Annotated in this window: 21 protein-coding genes; 9 read left to right on the top strand and 12 right to left on the bottom strand. The window is 38.1% G+C overall.

The features are described from left to right. Positions 1–140 precede the first annotated feature (140 nt). Both FAY30_RS15165 and FAY30_RS15170 read left to right on the top strand, forming a co-directional pair. The gene (locus tag FAY30_RS15165) at positions 141–1,268 is read left to right on the top strand and encodes an amidohydrolase (RefSeq protein ID WP_149870653.1); all 1,128 of its coding nucleotides are present in this window, start codon (positions 141–143) and stop codon (positions 1,266–1,268) included. Positions 1,269–1,576: 308 nt separating this feature from the next. Then, positions 1,577–2,137, top strand: coding sequence for a GNAT family N-acetyltransferase (locus FAY30_RS15170; protein WP_149870654.1), 561 nt, complete (start codon positions 1,577–1,579; stop codon positions 2,135–2,137). A gap of 55 nt (positions 2,138–2,192) precedes the next feature. On the opposite strand, the gene FAY30_RS27220 is transcribed toward FAY30_RS15170, so the two are convergent. Both FAY30_RS27220 and FAY30_RS15175 read right to left on the bottom strand, forming a co-directional pair. Next, positions 2,193–2,351, bottom strand: a complete 159-nt coding sequence (locus FAY30_RS27220) for a hypothetical protein (RefSeq protein WP_190284664.1) — start codon at positions 2,349–2,351, stop codon at positions 2,193–2,195. Between the two features lie 121 nt (positions 2,352–2,472). Further along, a complete protein-coding gene (locus FAY30_RS15175; protein ID WP_149870655.1) occupies positions 2,473–3,246 on the bottom strand; it encodes an SDR family oxidoreductase in 774 nt (257 codons plus the stop codon). Positions 3,247–3,430: 184 nt separating this feature from the next. Here FAY30_RS15175 and FAY30_RS15180 point away from each other — a divergent pair, with 184 nt between their 5' ends. The 5 genes from FAY30_RS15180 (at position 3,431) to FAY30_RS15200 (ending at position 5,378) form a co-directional block, all read left to right on the top strand. Then, on the top strand, positions 3,431–3,673 hold the full coding sequence (locus FAY30_RS15180; RefSeq protein ID WP_149870656.1) for a spore germination protein: 243 nt from the start codon (positions 3,431–3,433) through the stop codon (positions 3,671–3,673). A 13-nt stretch (positions 3,674–3,686) separates the two neighbouring features. Continuing rightward, positions 3,687–3,929 (top strand): spore germination protein, encoded by a 243-nt coding sequence (locus FAY30_RS15185; RefSeq protein ID WP_149870657.1) that lies wholly within the window; start codon positions 3,687–3,689, stop codon positions 3,927–3,929. A gap of 21 nt (positions 3,930–3,950) precedes the next feature. Further along, a complete protein-coding gene (locus FAY30_RS15190; protein WP_149870658.1) occupies positions 3,951–4,424 on the top strand; it encodes an Hsp20/alpha crystallin family protein in 474 nt (157 codons plus the stop codon). A gap of 75 nt (positions 4,425–4,499) precedes the next feature. Beyond that, the gene (locus FAY30_RS15195) at positions 4,500–4,976 is read left to right on the top strand and encodes an Hsp20/alpha crystallin family protein (RefSeq protein WP_149870659.1); all 477 of its coding nucleotides are present in this window, start codon (positions 4,500–4,502) and stop codon (positions 4,974–4,976) included. 9 nt (positions 4,977–4,985) lie between these two features. Further along, complete coding sequence (locus FAY30_RS15200) at positions 4,986–5,378, top strand: hypothetical protein (RefSeq protein WP_149870660.1); 393 nt, start codon at positions 4,986–4,988, stop codon at positions 5,376–5,378. Positions 5,379–5,417: 39 nt separating this feature from the next. Here FAY30_RS15200 and FAY30_RS15205 read toward each other — a convergent pair whose 3' ends face one another. Together FAY30_RS15205 and FAY30_RS15210 are read right to left on the bottom strand one after the other, a co-directional pair. Continuing rightward, a complete protein-coding gene (locus tag FAY30_RS15205) occupies positions 5,418–5,894 on the bottom strand; it encodes a FixH family protein (RefSeq protein WP_149870661.1) in 477 nt (158 codons plus the stop codon). 11 nt (positions 5,895–5,905) lie between these two features. Beyond that, positions 5,906–6,184 (bottom strand): hypothetical protein, encoded by a 279-nt coding sequence (locus FAY30_RS15210; protein WP_223820790.1) that lies wholly within the window; start codon positions 6,182–6,184, stop codon positions 5,906–5,908. 96 nt (positions 6,185–6,280) lie between these two features. Between FAY30_RS15210 and FAY30_RS15215 the strand changes: the two genes are divergently transcribed. After that, positions 6,281–6,523: a DNA alkylation repair protein gene (locus FAY30_RS15215; protein WP_149870662.1), complete on the top strand. Its 243-nt coding sequence runs from the start codon at positions 6,281–6,283 to the stop codon at positions 6,521–6,523. Between the two features lie 55 nt (positions 6,524–6,578). Here FAY30_RS15215 and FAY30_RS15220 read toward each other — a convergent pair whose 3' ends face one another. From FAY30_RS15220 to deoD, 5 genes are all read right to left on the bottom strand, one after another. Beyond that, positions 6,579–7,400: a hypothetical protein gene (locus FAY30_RS15220; protein WP_149870663.1), complete on the bottom strand. Its 822-nt coding sequence runs from the start codon at positions 7,398–7,400 to the stop codon at positions 6,579–6,581. Positions 7,401–7,485: 85 nt separating this feature from the next. Further along, positions 7,486–8,388: a CobW family GTP-binding protein gene (locus tag FAY30_RS15225; RefSeq protein ID WP_149870664.1), complete on the bottom strand. Its 903-nt coding sequence runs from the start codon at positions 8,386–8,388 to the stop codon at positions 7,486–7,488. A gap of 66 nt (positions 8,389–8,454) precedes the next feature. Then, positions 8,455–9,918 (bottom strand): lmo1851 family serine protease, encoded by a 1,464-nt coding sequence (locus FAY30_RS15230; protein ID WP_223821010.1) that lies wholly within the window; start codon positions 9,916–9,918, stop codon positions 8,455–8,457. Positions 9,919–10,210: 292 nt separating this feature from the next. Further along, positions 10,211–12,406 (bottom strand): heavy metal translocating P-type ATPase, encoded by a 2,196-nt coding sequence (locus tag FAY30_RS15235; protein ID WP_149870666.1) that lies wholly within the window; start codon positions 12,404–12,406, stop codon positions 10,211–10,213. A 127-nt stretch (positions 12,407–12,533) separates the two neighbouring features. Further along, positions 12,534–13,238: a purine-nucleoside phosphorylase gene (gene deoD / locus FAY30_RS15240; RefSeq protein ID WP_149870667.1), complete on the bottom strand. Its 705-nt coding sequence runs from the start codon at positions 13,236–13,238 to the stop codon at positions 12,534–12,536. 155 nt (positions 13,239–13,393) lie between these two features. On the opposite strand from deoD, the gene FAY30_RS27880 reads away from it, so the two are divergent. After that, complete coding sequence (locus FAY30_RS27880; protein ID WP_263315207.1) at positions 13,394–13,522, top strand: hypothetical protein; 129 nt, start codon at positions 13,394–13,396, stop codon at positions 13,520–13,522. Positions 13,523–13,570: 48 nt separating this feature from the next. Here the strand turns inward: FAY30_RS27880 and FAY30_RS15245 are convergent, their stop codons facing one another. From FAY30_RS15245 to FAY30_RS15255, 3 genes are all read right to left on the bottom strand, one after another. After that, on the bottom strand, positions 13,571–13,882 hold the full coding sequence (locus tag FAY30_RS15245) for a YodL domain-containing protein (protein WP_150136691.1): 312 nt from the start codon (positions 13,880–13,882) through the stop codon (positions 13,571–13,573). Positions 13,883–13,995: 113 nt separating this feature from the next. After that, positions 13,996–14,766, bottom strand: a complete 771-nt coding sequence (locus FAY30_RS15250) for a sporulation protein (RefSeq protein ID WP_149870669.1) — start codon at positions 14,764–14,766, stop codon at positions 13,996–13,998. A gap of 192 nt (positions 14,767–14,958) precedes the next feature. Continuing rightward, a complete protein-coding gene (locus FAY30_RS15255) occupies positions 14,959–15,129 on the bottom strand; it encodes a YozD family protein (protein ID WP_149870670.1) in 171 nt (56 codons plus the stop codon). Positions 15,130–15,293: the final 164 nt, after the last annotated feature.

Raw genomic sequence — 15,293 nt, forward strand, 5'->3', positions numbered from 1 at the left:
CAACGTTTCATTAAAGGTTTCATCAATTACAAAAAATTCCGCCAAAATATTTAAAAGCAACCTATTCCCGTCTTTTCCTTAGGCACATATGTTGCTAAAATAGATAAAATATAGTTAACAACATAAGGAAAGGTTTTATTATGACAAAAATACTTTTAAAAAATGCCAATGTTTATCCGGTTACATCCAAACCGCTTAAAAATATCGATGTCCTGATTGAAACTGGAAAAATAAAAAAAATCGGTCGAAATCTTACGTCTGATTTATCTGTAACGATTATAGACTGCCGCGGTTATTATCTTTTTCCGGGATTTATTGATGTTCATACACATTTAGGACTTTATGATGAGGGTACTGGGTGGGCCGGAAATGATGCAAACGAAACAGCAGAAGCCCTCACACCACATATCCGAGCCATTGATGGGGTCTATCCATTGGATCCCGCGTTTACTGATACAGTTAAAAGCGGAATTACTACCGTACACGTTATGCCTGGAAGTGCTAATGTAATTGGGGGAACCACTTCTGTAATCAAAACTACTGGAAAAAATATAAAAAAAATGCTCGTACAGGAAATTGCCGGATTAAAAATTGCTTTAGGTGAAAACCCAAAAAGAATTCACAGTAACGGCAATAGTCATTCCATCACTAGAATGGGAATTATGGGGATGCTTAGAGAAGCATTCTACCAAGCTATCCATGCTGATGACCCTGAAGAACTGAGAATTGCACCGATTGTTATGGCACTAAAAAGGGAAATACCGGTAAGAATCCATGCACACCGAGCAGATGATATTATCACTGCATTAAGGTTCGCCGAAGAATTTAATCTGGATTTACGAATTGAGCATTGCACCGAAGGACATTTAATTGCCGGTGAATTAGCTGAAATCGATTTAAAGGTTTCCGTTGGGCCCACACTGACTAGAAGATCAAAAGTCGAATTAAAAAATAAAACCTGGAAGACATATCAGGAATTGACCGATCACGGTGTCGAAGTGTCGATTACGACAGATCATCCATACACACCAATCCAATACTTAAATATTTGTGCAAGCTTAGCTGTCCGAGAAGGATTAGCAGAGCAAAAAGCACTTGAGGGCATTACCATTCTACCGGCAAGAAATTTAAAAATTGACGATAAGGTTGGCAGTATCGAGGAAGGGAAAGATGCGGATTTAGTCCTCTGGAGCCATCATCCTTTCCATTATCTCTCAAAGCCAAAATGGACGATGATTGGCGGCGAATTTGTTTATATCGAAACGTAGAAATTTGTTGAAAATTGGTAAAAAATATTATCGAAAAACTGACAAAAAAACTATTTATTTTTTTCTCATTTTCTTGTATTATACTCTAAGTGAAACTGTTTTAGACCTGAAAATCTATGGGGGTTTACGAACATAATTCTGTTAACAAAAAAAATGAAATAGGGAAGGCAAATGGTGCGCCACCAGTTATTCTGGTTCTAGTGGGTTCGATTCCCACCCCGAAATTTTTTACGTAACTTTATAAAAAATTTCGAGGGTGGGCCGCTACTTCTAACGTGGGATCGGTATGCCCTAATGGAGGGATTCTCATGTTGAAGAAACGTGATCTTCATGACAGCCACACATTGTACGAATTAATGACGCACCCTGATGTCTTCCCTTTTGTACGTCAAAAAGCTGATTCCTATGAAGAATTCATTTTTATAACAAAGCAAACAATTGAAGCTGAAGAGCGCGGTGAATGTATTTCACGGACGATTCTCGATGAATGGGGTTCACCAATTGGTACAATTAACTTATATGATATTGAAAATCAAGCTGGTTTTTTAGGAACATGGCTGGGGAAGCCTTTTCATGGCAAAGGGTATAACAGCCCTGCCAAAGATGCCTTTTTTCAAGAACTATTTTACGAAGCAGGGATCGAGATAGTTTTTATGCGAATCCGAAAAGTAAATATCCGCTCCATTAAGGCCGCGGAAAAACTACCATATGTTGTGAAAGCGAATGAAACAAGAAGTTCCATTTATCAGCAATTGAACGCTAACGGTGAAGTGTATGATTTATACGAAATTCCAAAAGATTTGTATACCTTTCATCTGTTACGAACCGGCTCCCAACAAACGGATTCTTCTCATTTGTTAGAAGCATAAAAAGCAATCGGCCAATGCCGATTGCTTTTATTTATACTTAAAAAATGATTTCCTATTATTCCAATACATTTTGTTCAATGGTTTCATTTACATCACTAAGACCCATTTGGAGCAAAAAATCTTCTAATTCCTCATTTGTCAATGTTTCAAAGCGGCCATCATGAAAAAACACTTGGGTTTGATTTGGATTGATTCTATTCATGTTAAAACTCATTTTTCTTTGCTCCTTTCATAGATGATTACTCTCTATTATCCACAAAAGCAACAGATTTCATTCCTGAAAATCGAATAGTTAGAAAAATGATAAAATCATGCCTTGTTTACTGCTCTTTAAGCTATATTTTTAACGCTTTCCCTAGCACATCCACCCCGCCTGTTACCGGAATAATGCTCCCTGTAATAAAATCCGATTTTTCGTCTGTTAGAAAGGCAATCACCCTGGATATGTCCTCGCCTGTACCTTGCCTTCCTAATGGTTGATTACCTTTGCACGCTGTGATTGCGTCACTGATACCTTTTTCTTTCCAGTCACTTGTTATATCACCCGGGCAGACCATATTTGCGGTAATTCCGTTTTCTGCCTCCTCAATTGCAATCGAACGGGTTAAGGAGGCAAGTCCTGTCTTGGCTGCGGCAAAGGCCGAACGATAAATCCACCCAGGTGCAGTTTCTACCCTGTCATATCCGAGTGTGATGATTCTGCCCCATTTTTGTTTTCGCATAACAGGTATAATCAACTTTGACAAATAGAAAACAGCCGACAAATTCCCTTGAATTAAGTAATTCCATTCTTCAAAGGTGTAATCTGTTGTTTTTTTTCTTTCATGTATGTATGGGCCGGCATTATGCACTATAACATCTACGGTCGAATACGCCTTTAGGGTCTCATTTACAATCCGCGTACAATCCTCTTGATTTGCGACATCCCCTTTAATGGTGATATTTTTCGTACCGAAACATCCAGTTAAATGCTTGGCTAAGAAAACCGCTTCTGATTCACTATGTCGATAGTTGATCACAAGCTGATACCCATTTTCTGCAAGCTGAATGGCGGTTTTTCTCCCGATACCAGAAGCTCCTCCTGTAATCAAAGCCGTTTTCTTATTCACAACACATTACCTCTCTAATTTAAATTCTCTCTTTACTATATGTTAAAAAGAATTGTTTATATTTGCAAATTTTAATTATGTCCAAATTGATAAGTTTTATCCAGAAGCAGTTTCCTGAAGTTTTAATAACGGATGGGCAAGAGTTTGCATATGATGGGGTATCAATAAAAAAGGATGTGACAGGATGCAGACTGTAATTAACATCTTCAGCCTAAAAATTAACAGTGTATCAAACAACGGGTCTGTCAACATCGGAGAAGCCCTCCATAATGCCCATACGGCAAATTCTAAATCCCAAGGTCAGAATTCTTCATTTGGAGATTTTGCACCGCCAACAGCCGCAATGGAAAATGTCTTTATTGATCCTGATGTCAACGATATGGGAGATATCGCAAATCCTTCTAACGCCTTTAGCAATTCAATTTAAAGGACTGAAAAAAATGCCTTTTCAAATAAATATTTTTAATATTAAAACCAACTCCATTAATAATAATGCAAATATTTCATTAGGACCTGCCGTCCAAAATAGCCATACAGCCAACCAAAAATGGATAGGAATCAATTTTGCTTTAGGTGACATATCCCCTGCAAGCTCATTTTCATTAAATAGCAACGTTGATCCAGATATTACTGATCAAGATCAGATTGCGAACCCTTCTTTACCAGTTTCGAATCAATTTTAGTCATAGAGAGGTTGAAATCAAATGTTTCCTTGGAATATGTTCCCTTTCACAAAAGACATGAAGGACTCGATGCAAAAAATGAAACCAGAGGAAATAAACAATTATGTCCAAGACCTGGTAGAAAAAATGATGCCAAACATGCGAGGTATGATGAATCACCAAGATTTATTCAACGGCTTCCAGTCATCAGCCGAAAAGCAGCATGCAGCCAATGGCCCATTAAATTCCTCTGCATTTGAAACACATGATTATGTATTTGTAAGAATCCCCATTCCAAATGAAGATTGGCTAAAGCAGCTCCGCCTTTATCATACATCAAATCAGTTAATCGTTGAGCATATCCCGCAGCAAGAGGATTCAAACACCATCACCCTTCCAGCCATTGTTAAAAAGAAGGGGGCAGCAGCGAACTATAAAGATAGGGTCCTTGAAATAAGAATCCCTAAAAATATTGATATGCAGTATTCACAAATCGACGTGACGGAAATTATGTAAACGTCGTTTTTTTTTGCATGTTTCTAATAATAAAAAATATGATGAAAATAGGGATTCACATAAGGGGTGGATTTAATGGAAGTGGATAAGCTAAAAAAATGGCTGGATGTTGCCAAGCAATTTCAATCAGATCAATTTTGGAATCAAATTTTTGAAGAGAATAATAAAAAAAGCTCCAGGAATCATTTGTCCCGAAATCCCCAAACAACTGTAAATGAACTTTTTCCAAAATGTGATTTGTATGAATCTGACCAAGAATTAGTCGTTGAAGCGGAAATTCCCGGCTTAACAAAGGAAGATCTTCAAATTTCTATCCAGCAGCAGTTATTAACCATTGCAGGAGAATTTAAAGCCCTGCATCAAAATCGCCAATATTATTTAAAGGAACGCGCCAATCGTCAATTTAAAAAGGAATTAACCCTGCCTTACCCGATCTTGATGAATAAAGTTAAATCGGAAATCCGTAATGGTGTATTAACTATTGTGATGCCCTTTTATCGAGATGAAATAGAAAATATCCCCATTGCCTTTGACCAAACCAATTCTGAATAGAGGGTATTTATGCGATTTTTCATTCGCTTGTTCTCTTCAACTAAGAGCTTAACGAAGAAAATATCAGATTTGGAGATGAAAGTTTTAGTTTTGGAATCAGCTATTAAAGAGGTGAAAGCGGGTAAGAACCCAGCACAAAGCCTACCTCCTCAGGCAACGGAAAAGGAGAAGGAAAGCGCTCCGACCATTCAAATTGAACACCTTCAGGTAGATAGCATCGTAATAGAACATTTAGATTACGCCAATAATTTTGGCCAACTAGGAATAAAGGAATTATCCGGAAAACTAAATATTGGCTCAACCTATGAGGGGGATATTTCTGATAAAATCAATGAGATAGTGAAAGAAAAACTTGGAAAAGAAGCAGCAAAAGTCAACCTTAGAGCAAAAAAAGAATCTTAAAACTTGAAAAGACAACCTCTGGCTGTCTTTTCATTTAATTTAGTGTCCTTCGGTTGAGTGATCTTCCATGTCCTTTTCCATTTCATCCATCGACTGTTTTGCTTTTGGATCTTCAGGATCACTTGGCGTCCCGACGATAAATTCCTTTTTCGGCATATTATGCATATCCCTTGCTGTTACATGTGAAATAATATAATACGTCCCATCTTGCTCGAATGATTTCTCAAGACGATAAACCCCATTTTTTGTATGTTTAATTTCTATTTTTTCGTGTTTTTCATCTTTTGCACGCCAAATTTCAAAAATAACGTCAGCATCAGTTATCTCTTCATTCCCCTGGGTTACCTTTGCTTCAAATGTTATTGGTTTTTGTAATTCTCCTGTTTCAGGGTTTATGGACAATTTAACATCTAACATTTCAGGCAGTTTCCCGACATTTTCATTTTCCTGCTTAGCACAGGAAACTGTGATGCTAAGAGAAATAACGGTTAATAAAATTACTAACATTTTCTTCATGATCTTCTCTCCTAACCCATTTCTTCCATCATTTCAATATACAATTTTATTAATTGACACTTAGTCTCACTAGAGATCGAGGAATCCATTGTTCGCTTGACCGCTGAATAATATTTTTCATACTTATTTTTTCTGATTCTTGGATGGGAGTTTTCATCTAGAAGCTCCCGCTTCATCGCCTCAAATAACGTCTCTTTACATGTTCTAGTCTCTGTAGCTAATACTCGATTGTTCCAAATCGAGCGATATGCCATTAAAACAAGTTCATAATCAACGATTTCGTTTGCCAAAAAACATCTCCCCTTTCCCCTTCACATGCATTGTTACATATTTACTTCCATTAATGCAAAAAATAGATTTTAACAATGCTTAGAAAGGAGAAATATATGTCAACTCCCTATAAATGCCCAAATTGTAAAACCAATCGCAGCCGCTTCAATATCATTCAACAAATTTCTCACTCTGTGAAACTGGACCCGCAATCAGGAGCAGTGGTACGGGAATATGGTGAAAACGAGTTAGAACCCTTTCATCTTCCCTACAACGGGCCGGCAGCCCGAGTTCAATGTGGTGCCTGCGGCCTAATAGAAGACGAGCGAACGTTTATCAAGTTCGGGGAACAAGCATAACCCACAGTAAAAAACACCTTTAATCATGAGAGGATTCTCATAAAGGTGTTTTTTTTTACGGAAGATGACTTTCCTTTAAAAAATTCACTGAATCCACTTTCCAACCATCAACTTGTGAAAATCTGACTAAATGAATTTCTCCTCTAAATGTTTGCCTGCCTCTGTCCTCTATAAACCAATCAACTACAGCTGGGACATCCAAGCTGAGTTCTTCAGTTAAATCCTCAGGAGGCAGTAGCTCTATTCTTGATAGTGTTACGTTCTCGATTTTCCCTAAAATCGGCTTCCAAGAAATTTTTTGTAAAGAGGCCAATGATGTAATTCGTTCATCCTGCTGCTTAAAACCTGCTATATAGGCGTTAATGACCTCATATGGATTTGCTTTACTAAGGTAATCATTTAATTTCCCCGACGCCTTCAATACCATAAGCATATGGGAAAGGTCCATTGAATTGGTACGATGGGTTGTACTCCCAAAAAAATGAATGCAAAAATGACCGGGAAAATTATTCTTAAGTGCTCCAGCACCATGAGGCATTCCATGCATCGATGCTGCAATCCAACGATCTTTGTGAATTACAATAATAGCTCGTCGTTTCCAACTCCACTCTCCACTGTAGATCCTTTTCATTACTTTTGTATCTTTTGTGGTTAACGGCTGTACATCGGCATGATGACTTCCCGCACGTCTTTGTACCTTGAAACGTTTTCCTGTTTCTACATCCAAAACCGTGAATTTTGTGTATTTAGGTAATAAATGATTCACTTCTTTCCAGTTCATCATGTCAATTTTATAACTAATATCAGATGCTGCCTGGACCCCTTGTCCATTTAGGAGGTTATAAACTAACAGGATTAAACATGCTGCTTTCTTCATAAAAGACCCCCTTTTAATGGATTTTTGCTTCATTAAAAGAGTTACCTTAACAAGAAATTATCATGCATCTATGACTGATTTTCTTTTATTTTTCAAGACTGACAAGCTTTTCTTGAATCACATTCCAATCGATCTTCTCGCCGATAAAAACAAGATTTAGCGGCAAATTCATTTCTTCCTTTATGTATAATGGCATACCATAGGAAAATTGAAATAGAAACGGCTGCTGTGAATATTGAAACTTAACATATCCTTTTATTCGATAAATCGTATCAGGCAGATCTTTTAAAAAATCCTCAAATCTAGTATGGTTAATCGATTCCTTAAATTGATACACAAAAGTTGTTAAATTCAACTCAATCCTTTGGGAATCTTTCTCAAAGGATACCGATAAGTTTCTAAGTGGATCGATTGAAACCTGAGAATAATTTGTCAGCAGACATGTGGCATTGGGATTGAGTCCCTGAATTTCAAAAGTAATACTTACTTGCTCCATCTCTGTTAATTCGTTCAATTTATTAATAATGATAAAGTCAGCATGTCTTACCTGCTCGAGGATTAGTTGCTGCAACTGCGGACTTAATGTCTTTCGTTCTTTCCATCTCCTGCCATCAACGGTTGTAATTATGCCCTTAATGACTAATTTATCTGCAAACAATGGGGAGAGGATCGAATCCAATACTTCTACAGGATGGGCCGCTCCTGTTGTTTCAATATAAATAACATCTGGCTGTTCAACTAATAATAAACCTTGGAGCTGGGCTTCAAGCTTATCCTGCATCGAACAACAAATACAACCGCCTAACAGCTCTTTCAGCTCAACATCATCTGTAATCGCATCTGAATCAATCGATACCTTTCCTAATTCATTCATCATGACTGCGACTCTTCGTCCTGCCTTTTGTTCATCCTCTAACAGTCGTTTTAATAATGTAGTTTTCCCACTACCTAAAAATCCCGATAAAATATAAACTTCTGCTTTTTTCATTCTAATCCCTTCAATCGTTTTTTAATCAAAAAGATGACCCGATTCCATTAGGAATCGGGTTAACTTTTATTTTATTTTTCCTTTTAATACATCAACAGCTTTTTGTAATTGGGTATCACTTGTTTTAATTTTTTCTCGCAATAGTTCCATGAGTTTCATTGTTGAATCACCTTTTAATATTCCATCAGCAGGTAGACCTTGTGCGGTTTGGAAAGCGATGACTGCTTCTTTCATTTTTTCATCAAAGAATCCATCTTCACGTCCCGGGTCATAACCTACAGCTTTTAACATTTTCTGAGCTGTTTGGATTTCTGTAGAAGAGGTGGATTCGGTTAGTTCTTTATCTGGATTAATAATGGGTAATGTTGCATATTCAGGAAGAGCCACTTCTACATCGGGTACAATTCCTTTTTTATGAATCCAATTTCCATTTGGTGTCAACCATTTTGCAATGGTATATTTTAGGTTTGAGCCATCCTTGAAATCTGCTGCCGTTTGCACGGTGCCTTTTCCAAATGACTTTTCACCAACAAGTGGAACACCCGCCGATTCCTTTACGGCTGCGGCAAAAATTTCGGATGCACTAGCACTGCCCTTATCAATTAAGACAACTAAAGGAAGATTAGGATTTCCATCATTTTGTGAAGCGATTTCCTTTATTTTTCCGTTACGATCTTCTTCTTTGACAATAATTTTCCCTTTCGGTACGAACATGCTTGTAATACTTACTGCTTGATCTAATAATCCCCCCGGATTTTGTCGCAAGTCTAACACGAGACCCTTCATGCCTTTTTTCTGTAAATCATTTAACGTAGCGACAAGCTCTTTGGAAGTATTTGTGGAAAAGCTTGTTATTTGGACTTTTGCAATCGTGTCATCGACCATTTCACCATAAACGGTCTCAATCGGAATTGTATCACGGACAATTGGCACAGTCATTGGTGCATCCATACCAGGTCTAGATATCGTTAATTCAACCTTCGTTCCTTTTTTTCCTCTAATTAACGTCACGGCTTGTGTTGAATTCATTCCCTGAAGGCTTTTTCCATCCACCTGGGTTATCATATCATTTGGTTTTAAGCCGGCTTTTTCAGCTGGAGATCCTTTAATTGGAGAAACAATAATTATATGCCCATCTTTTTCCTGTATTTCAGCACCAATTCCTTCAAAGGAGGAAGAAATACTACTATGAAAGCTCTTAGCTTCTTCATTGCTCATATAGTCAGAATATGGGTCATCAAGCGATGCTACCATTCCATCAATTGCTCCATTGATGAGCTTTTGTTGGTTCACATCCTTGTAGTATCCTTTTTTCAATGTATCGAATGCTTCATAAAGTTTATTGAATTCTGTTCTTTCCGGTGCTACCGTTACTACTTTTTCTTTTCCAAATGCAAGTGCAAATGTAGTTATCCCTGCCGATAGGAAAACAAGTAAAAATAACAGCATAATGAAGTGAAACTTTTTCAAGCGAATATAACCAGGTTTGTTTTCTACGGTATGGTCATGTTCTACCTTGAACTCTTCCATTTTCTTTTGTTCCTCATTTTTTTCATCCAAAGCCTTCACCACTTTCATTCACGATAAAAATATGAATTACCCAATCGCTGCAGAAATCCCAACAGCCAGGTTGTTTTCATAATTTTCAAAAGCTATTTTTAGATACTTTTTATAAAAGTAAACCCTTAGTGATTAGAATAACATCTTTTTTATAAAATTAACAAAGAAAAGTTAATGAAAATAATAAAGACCCTTCTAAAATGTAAATAAAGATAAACAGCACCACCATTAATTAGGTCGTGCTGTTACGTTTTACTTTTATTCATTCAATCTTAACGCGTTTCAAACGCAGTGAGTTTGTAACAACGGATACCGAACTAAAGGCCATAGCTGCGCCCGCTACCCATGGGGCTAATAATCCGAAGGCAGCAATCGGAATCCCGCCAGCATTGTAGACAAGAGCCCAAAAAAGGTTTTGGCGGATGTTTTTCATTGTTTTTTTACTTAAGGCGAGTGCCTTAGGAATCAAAGTCAGATTACCGCCAAGTATCGTAATGTCTGCCGCTTCTATGGCAACATCTGTCCCGGTACCAATGGCAATTCCAATATCTGCAACAGCGAGTGCCGGTGCATCATTAATCCCATCCCCAACCATCGCGACGACCATGCCTTTCAGCTGGAGTTCCTTCACTTGTTTAGCCTTTTCTTCCGGTAAGACTTCTGCGATGACTTTTTTAATCCCTACCTGTGAGGCAATCGCTTTGGCGGTACGTTTATTATCCCCTGTGAGCATATACACATCGATCCCTAATTCGGTTAGTTGTGTAACCGCAAGCTTTGCGTTTTCTTTTACGGTATCGGCCACCGCCACCAAGCCCATGATGGCAGAATTAATAGCAATATACATTGCCGTCTTACCTTCCGTTTCAAAGCGCAGTAGATCTTCTTCAACCTTGTCGCAGGCAATACCCTTTAATTCCATTAATTTCCGTGTCCCGATATACGTTTCGTCTTCCCCTATCTTTGCTTCAATTCCATACCCTGGGATGGCCTTAAACCGTTTAACCGGAAGGGTACTCGATCGTCTTTCCATTCCATATTTTATAATGGCATCCGCTAAAGGATGTTCCGATGATTTTTCGGCAGACACTAAATATTGCAAGACTTTTTTCTCATCCTGATAGGCAATAAAATCTGTAACGATGGGGTGCCCCTCTGTAATCGTCCCCGTTTTATCAAGGACAATCGCATTAATTTTATGAGCAGTTTCTAAATGCTCTCCACCTTTGAATAGAATCCCCATTTCAGCTCCTTTTCCTGTACCAACCATAATGGAGGTGGGGGTTGCTAGTCCAAGTGAACAAGGACAGGCAATGACAAGAACCGCTATGGCCGTCTCTAATGCTTTCGGAAAATCTCCGGGAATTATAATGAAATACCAAATTATGAATGTCAGCAATGAAATGGAAACTACAACAGGAACAAAGTAACTGGAAATCGTATCCGCGAGACGTTGGATGGGGGCTTTACTGCCCTGCGCTTCCTCAACAATTTTGACAATACCGGCAAGAGCAGTATCCTTCCCTACCTTTGTCGCTTTTAACGTTAAAGTTCCATTTTTATTTATTGTAGAACCGATTAAAATATCACCAACATTTTTTTCGACAGGGATCGATTCACCCGTGATCAACGATTCATCTACAGAAGATTGCCCTAATAAAACAATTCCGTCCACAGGAATTTTTTCACCAGGCTTCACCAGTAATCGGTCACCAACCTTTACATCTTCGGTCGGAATTTGAAATTCTTTCCCTTCCCTTATTACCGTCGCTTCCTTTACTTGAAGGTTGAGCAATTCAGAAATGGCATGAGTGGTTCTTCCTTTTGCAATTATCTCAAATAATTTACCTAAAAGAATTAAGGTAATGAGAACTGCACTCGTTTCAAAGTAGAGATGCGGCATGTAAAATGGATTTCCAATTGTCTTTACACCTTCTGCAAGACTGTAAAAATAGGCAGATGTGGTGCCCAATGCGACAAGGACATCCATATTTGCACTTTTATTTTTAATGGCTTTATAGGCACCAATGTAAAACTGACCGCCTACATAAAATTGTACTGGAGTAGCTAGGAGCAATTGAAACCATGGATTCATAAAAAAATTTGGCATTGGCAAGCCAATATCGATCGGCAAGTGTGTTAGCATCGTATACACGAGTGGGAGAGACAAAATGACGGAAAGATAAAATTTTCGTTTTTTTCGGTCAATTTCTTCCGCTTTTAATTGCTGTTTCGTCTCACTGTCCACTTTCTCTCTGGCTCCATACCCGAGTGTTTCAATCTTTGTTAAAATATCGCCGCTTGAAACAAATTTGTTATCAAAGGAAATAGCTGCACTCTCCATTGCTAAATTAACATTCGCTTCGACACCGTCCATTTTGTTTAGTACTTTTTCTATTCTTGCTGAACAGGCAGCACAGGTCATTCCTGAAATATCTAATTTGATCTGCTCCTTCATTTCCTTCACCTCTTTATCCTTTGGCCAGTCACATCTTTGATTAATTATTCTCCACGTTGTCCCTTTGTTCCTTTAGCATTTTGAAAAGAAAAACCCCTTCCAATTTGGAAGAGGCTTTGAAATGGAATTATTCTTTGATTGCAGCTTCTAATGCAACCTCAATCATGTCATTAAATGTAACTTGTCGTTCTTCAGCAGTTGTTTCTTCGCCAGTTAGAATATGATCACTAACAGTTAGAACGGAAAGAGCTTTTCGGCCAAATTTAGCTGCTAACGTATAAAGTGCAGTAGTTTCCATTTCAATCGCAAGGATTTGATATTTTGCCCATTTTTCAAGCTCTGCATTGTCATTATAGAAAGAATCAGCCGTGAAGATATTGCCAACTTTTAAATTAAGGCCTTTTGCTACTCCAGCATCATAGGCCTTTCTAAGTAAATCAAAGTTAGCCGCCGGAGCGAAATCAACATGACCAAAAGTTAGCCGGTTCATGTTTGAATCAGTAGAACTGGTCATCGCCAAAATCACGTCGCGGACCTTTACGTCCTTTTGAATCGCCCCGCAAGTACCAACACGGATTAAATTTTGAACGTGATAGCTTTGCATTAATTCATTAACATAAATAGAAATAGAAGGGACACCCATTCCTGTCCCTTGAACAGAAATTCTCTTTCCTTTATATGTTCCAGTAAAACCAAACATATTTCTTACTTCGTTATAACATTTGGCATCCTCTAAAAATGTCTCAGCGATATATTTAGCTCGAAGCGGATCTCCAGGCAGTAATACCGTTTCGGCAATTTCATTCTCTTTTGCTCCAATATGTACGCTCATCACAATTACCTCCAATCAAAAGTAAGTACAGTTAATTGTCTGTACCAATGTCACTATACCATATTCGAATTCGGATGGAAAAGGACATCACAAATTTGACATGTTTTTTCGAATTTGAGGGAAGCTATTCCTAGATTAAAAAGGAGGGATAAAGGATGGGAAAAAAACACCGAAGCCGAATCAATGGGCAAAAGAAAAATAACCATATCCCAGCTGAGGCCATAGTAGCAGAACACGAAGCACACGCGAAAGAACATAACGCAACCGGCGGCCGGAAAAGCTAAATATTAAAATAAACCTAAGGTGGTTTCCTTAGGTTTATTGGTCATTTATTAGCGAATCACAATTCGATTGATCGGGAACCAGCCGCCTGGTTTTAGTTGATAATAATATTGGCCAGCCCGGCCTTCGTCAATTAAGATAATGTCTCCTGTAGCAAGGAATCTCCCTTTATAATTAGCCGGAATTCTGTCAGTTACATTAAAGCGCCTAAAGGTCTCCTGTAAACAATGTTTACGATTATTAGCGTCAATCATTGTTCGATATACCTCTTGATACCCTTTACGTTCTCGGTACTTTGGAGTTTGAAAGATCGTCACATCGTATGGAATACATGCTCTTTTTGTTAACATTTTGATCATCATTTACCTCCAATTATTAGAGTTAATTATCTATTCTAATAATTGGCGATAGGCATGGTCGAATCCTTCAAAGAAACCGCACTTTTTTTGTCGATTTTCATTTTTTTTAATGAATTTTAGGAATAGCGCTGAATCACACTTTGAATTTTTTGTTGTAAATACGGAATATCAGCGTTTGTTACCGTTAATCTTACATTTGTTTCATCTGTCCCCAATGCCTCTGAGAATAACCCTGATAGTCCCCTTGCTCGTCGGTCTACCTGGAACATAATATCGATGGTACCATTTCCTGCAGGGAAGAAGACTACCTCTAATTCATCCAATCTGCCGCGGAATGGACCTGATACTGGTACAAACTCAAATTCTTGGACAAATGGCAGCCGTCCTCGTAATCTTCTTGGAGCCTCCTCACAGTCAGCTTCACGTATTCTAAAGCCCATACTGTCAACTGCATTAAATACTGCAGACATTAACGGATTAGGCACAACTTTTAGATAATCTTTATCGCTTGGATCCACGCCGCCCTTAATATCTAAACCTGTAGTCACCCACACCTTCGACCTGCCAATTGAAAGCGGCGTTTCAAATGGAAGTTGAAATGAGAATGGTATTTCTTTCTTCTCATTGGACCTAATAGTAAAAGGAGTTGTTAAACGGAATCGATCGATGTCGGCTGTTACTGTATATTTCCGATCATCTGACTCTCTTAAATAGGTAGTATTTAAGGTAAGGTAAATTTCGTCAATTACCTGTTCCACCTTGCCCCCTTTAATCTCCACCACCCCTTGGACAGTCTCGCCGGGCATATACGTGTCCTTCTCCAGCTTCGTGTCTACTGCAGCCGACCCGATTCCTACACTTGCGAATACTTTATTAAAAAATGACATGCTTTCTCCTCCTCATAATTGAACAACTTTTTTGCTATAAAATATATACGCAGAAAAAAATTAAAAGTTTCGTTGATTTTGGGTCTACTACAATATCAGTTTTGGCCAAACAAAAAGCGAGCACCAAATGCTCGTCTTTCGTTTTTATCTATATGAAGGAAGAGTTTTTTCTCTTCATGATTATACTAGGTTTTATTCATCCACCTCTTCGTCAATAATGCTTTTTTCAATTAAGTATTCGAATGTAATGTCAGCGAGTTCTTCTAATTCTTCTTCACTAGGAACGTATCCCCTTTTCACAAGCTCATGAAAGAAAAATTCGGCAATTTCTTCTGTATCAATAAATACTTCAATTTCTCTCATAGCATCGCCCCCTTTTTAGAGAATGTATGATGTACCTGACTTTTTCATGCTAGTTACTTTGATTTCCTATCGCCGATTGATGGATTCGAAAAACTTGCAGCAGTAATAAATTATTTAAAAAGCTAACATGTCTTTTTTTCAGTAGACAAGCATAGGATGTAAAA

The organism is Bacillus sp. S3, from assembly GCF_005154805.1.
GTDB lineage: Bacteria > Bacillota > Bacilli > Bacillales > Cytobacillaceae > Neobacillus.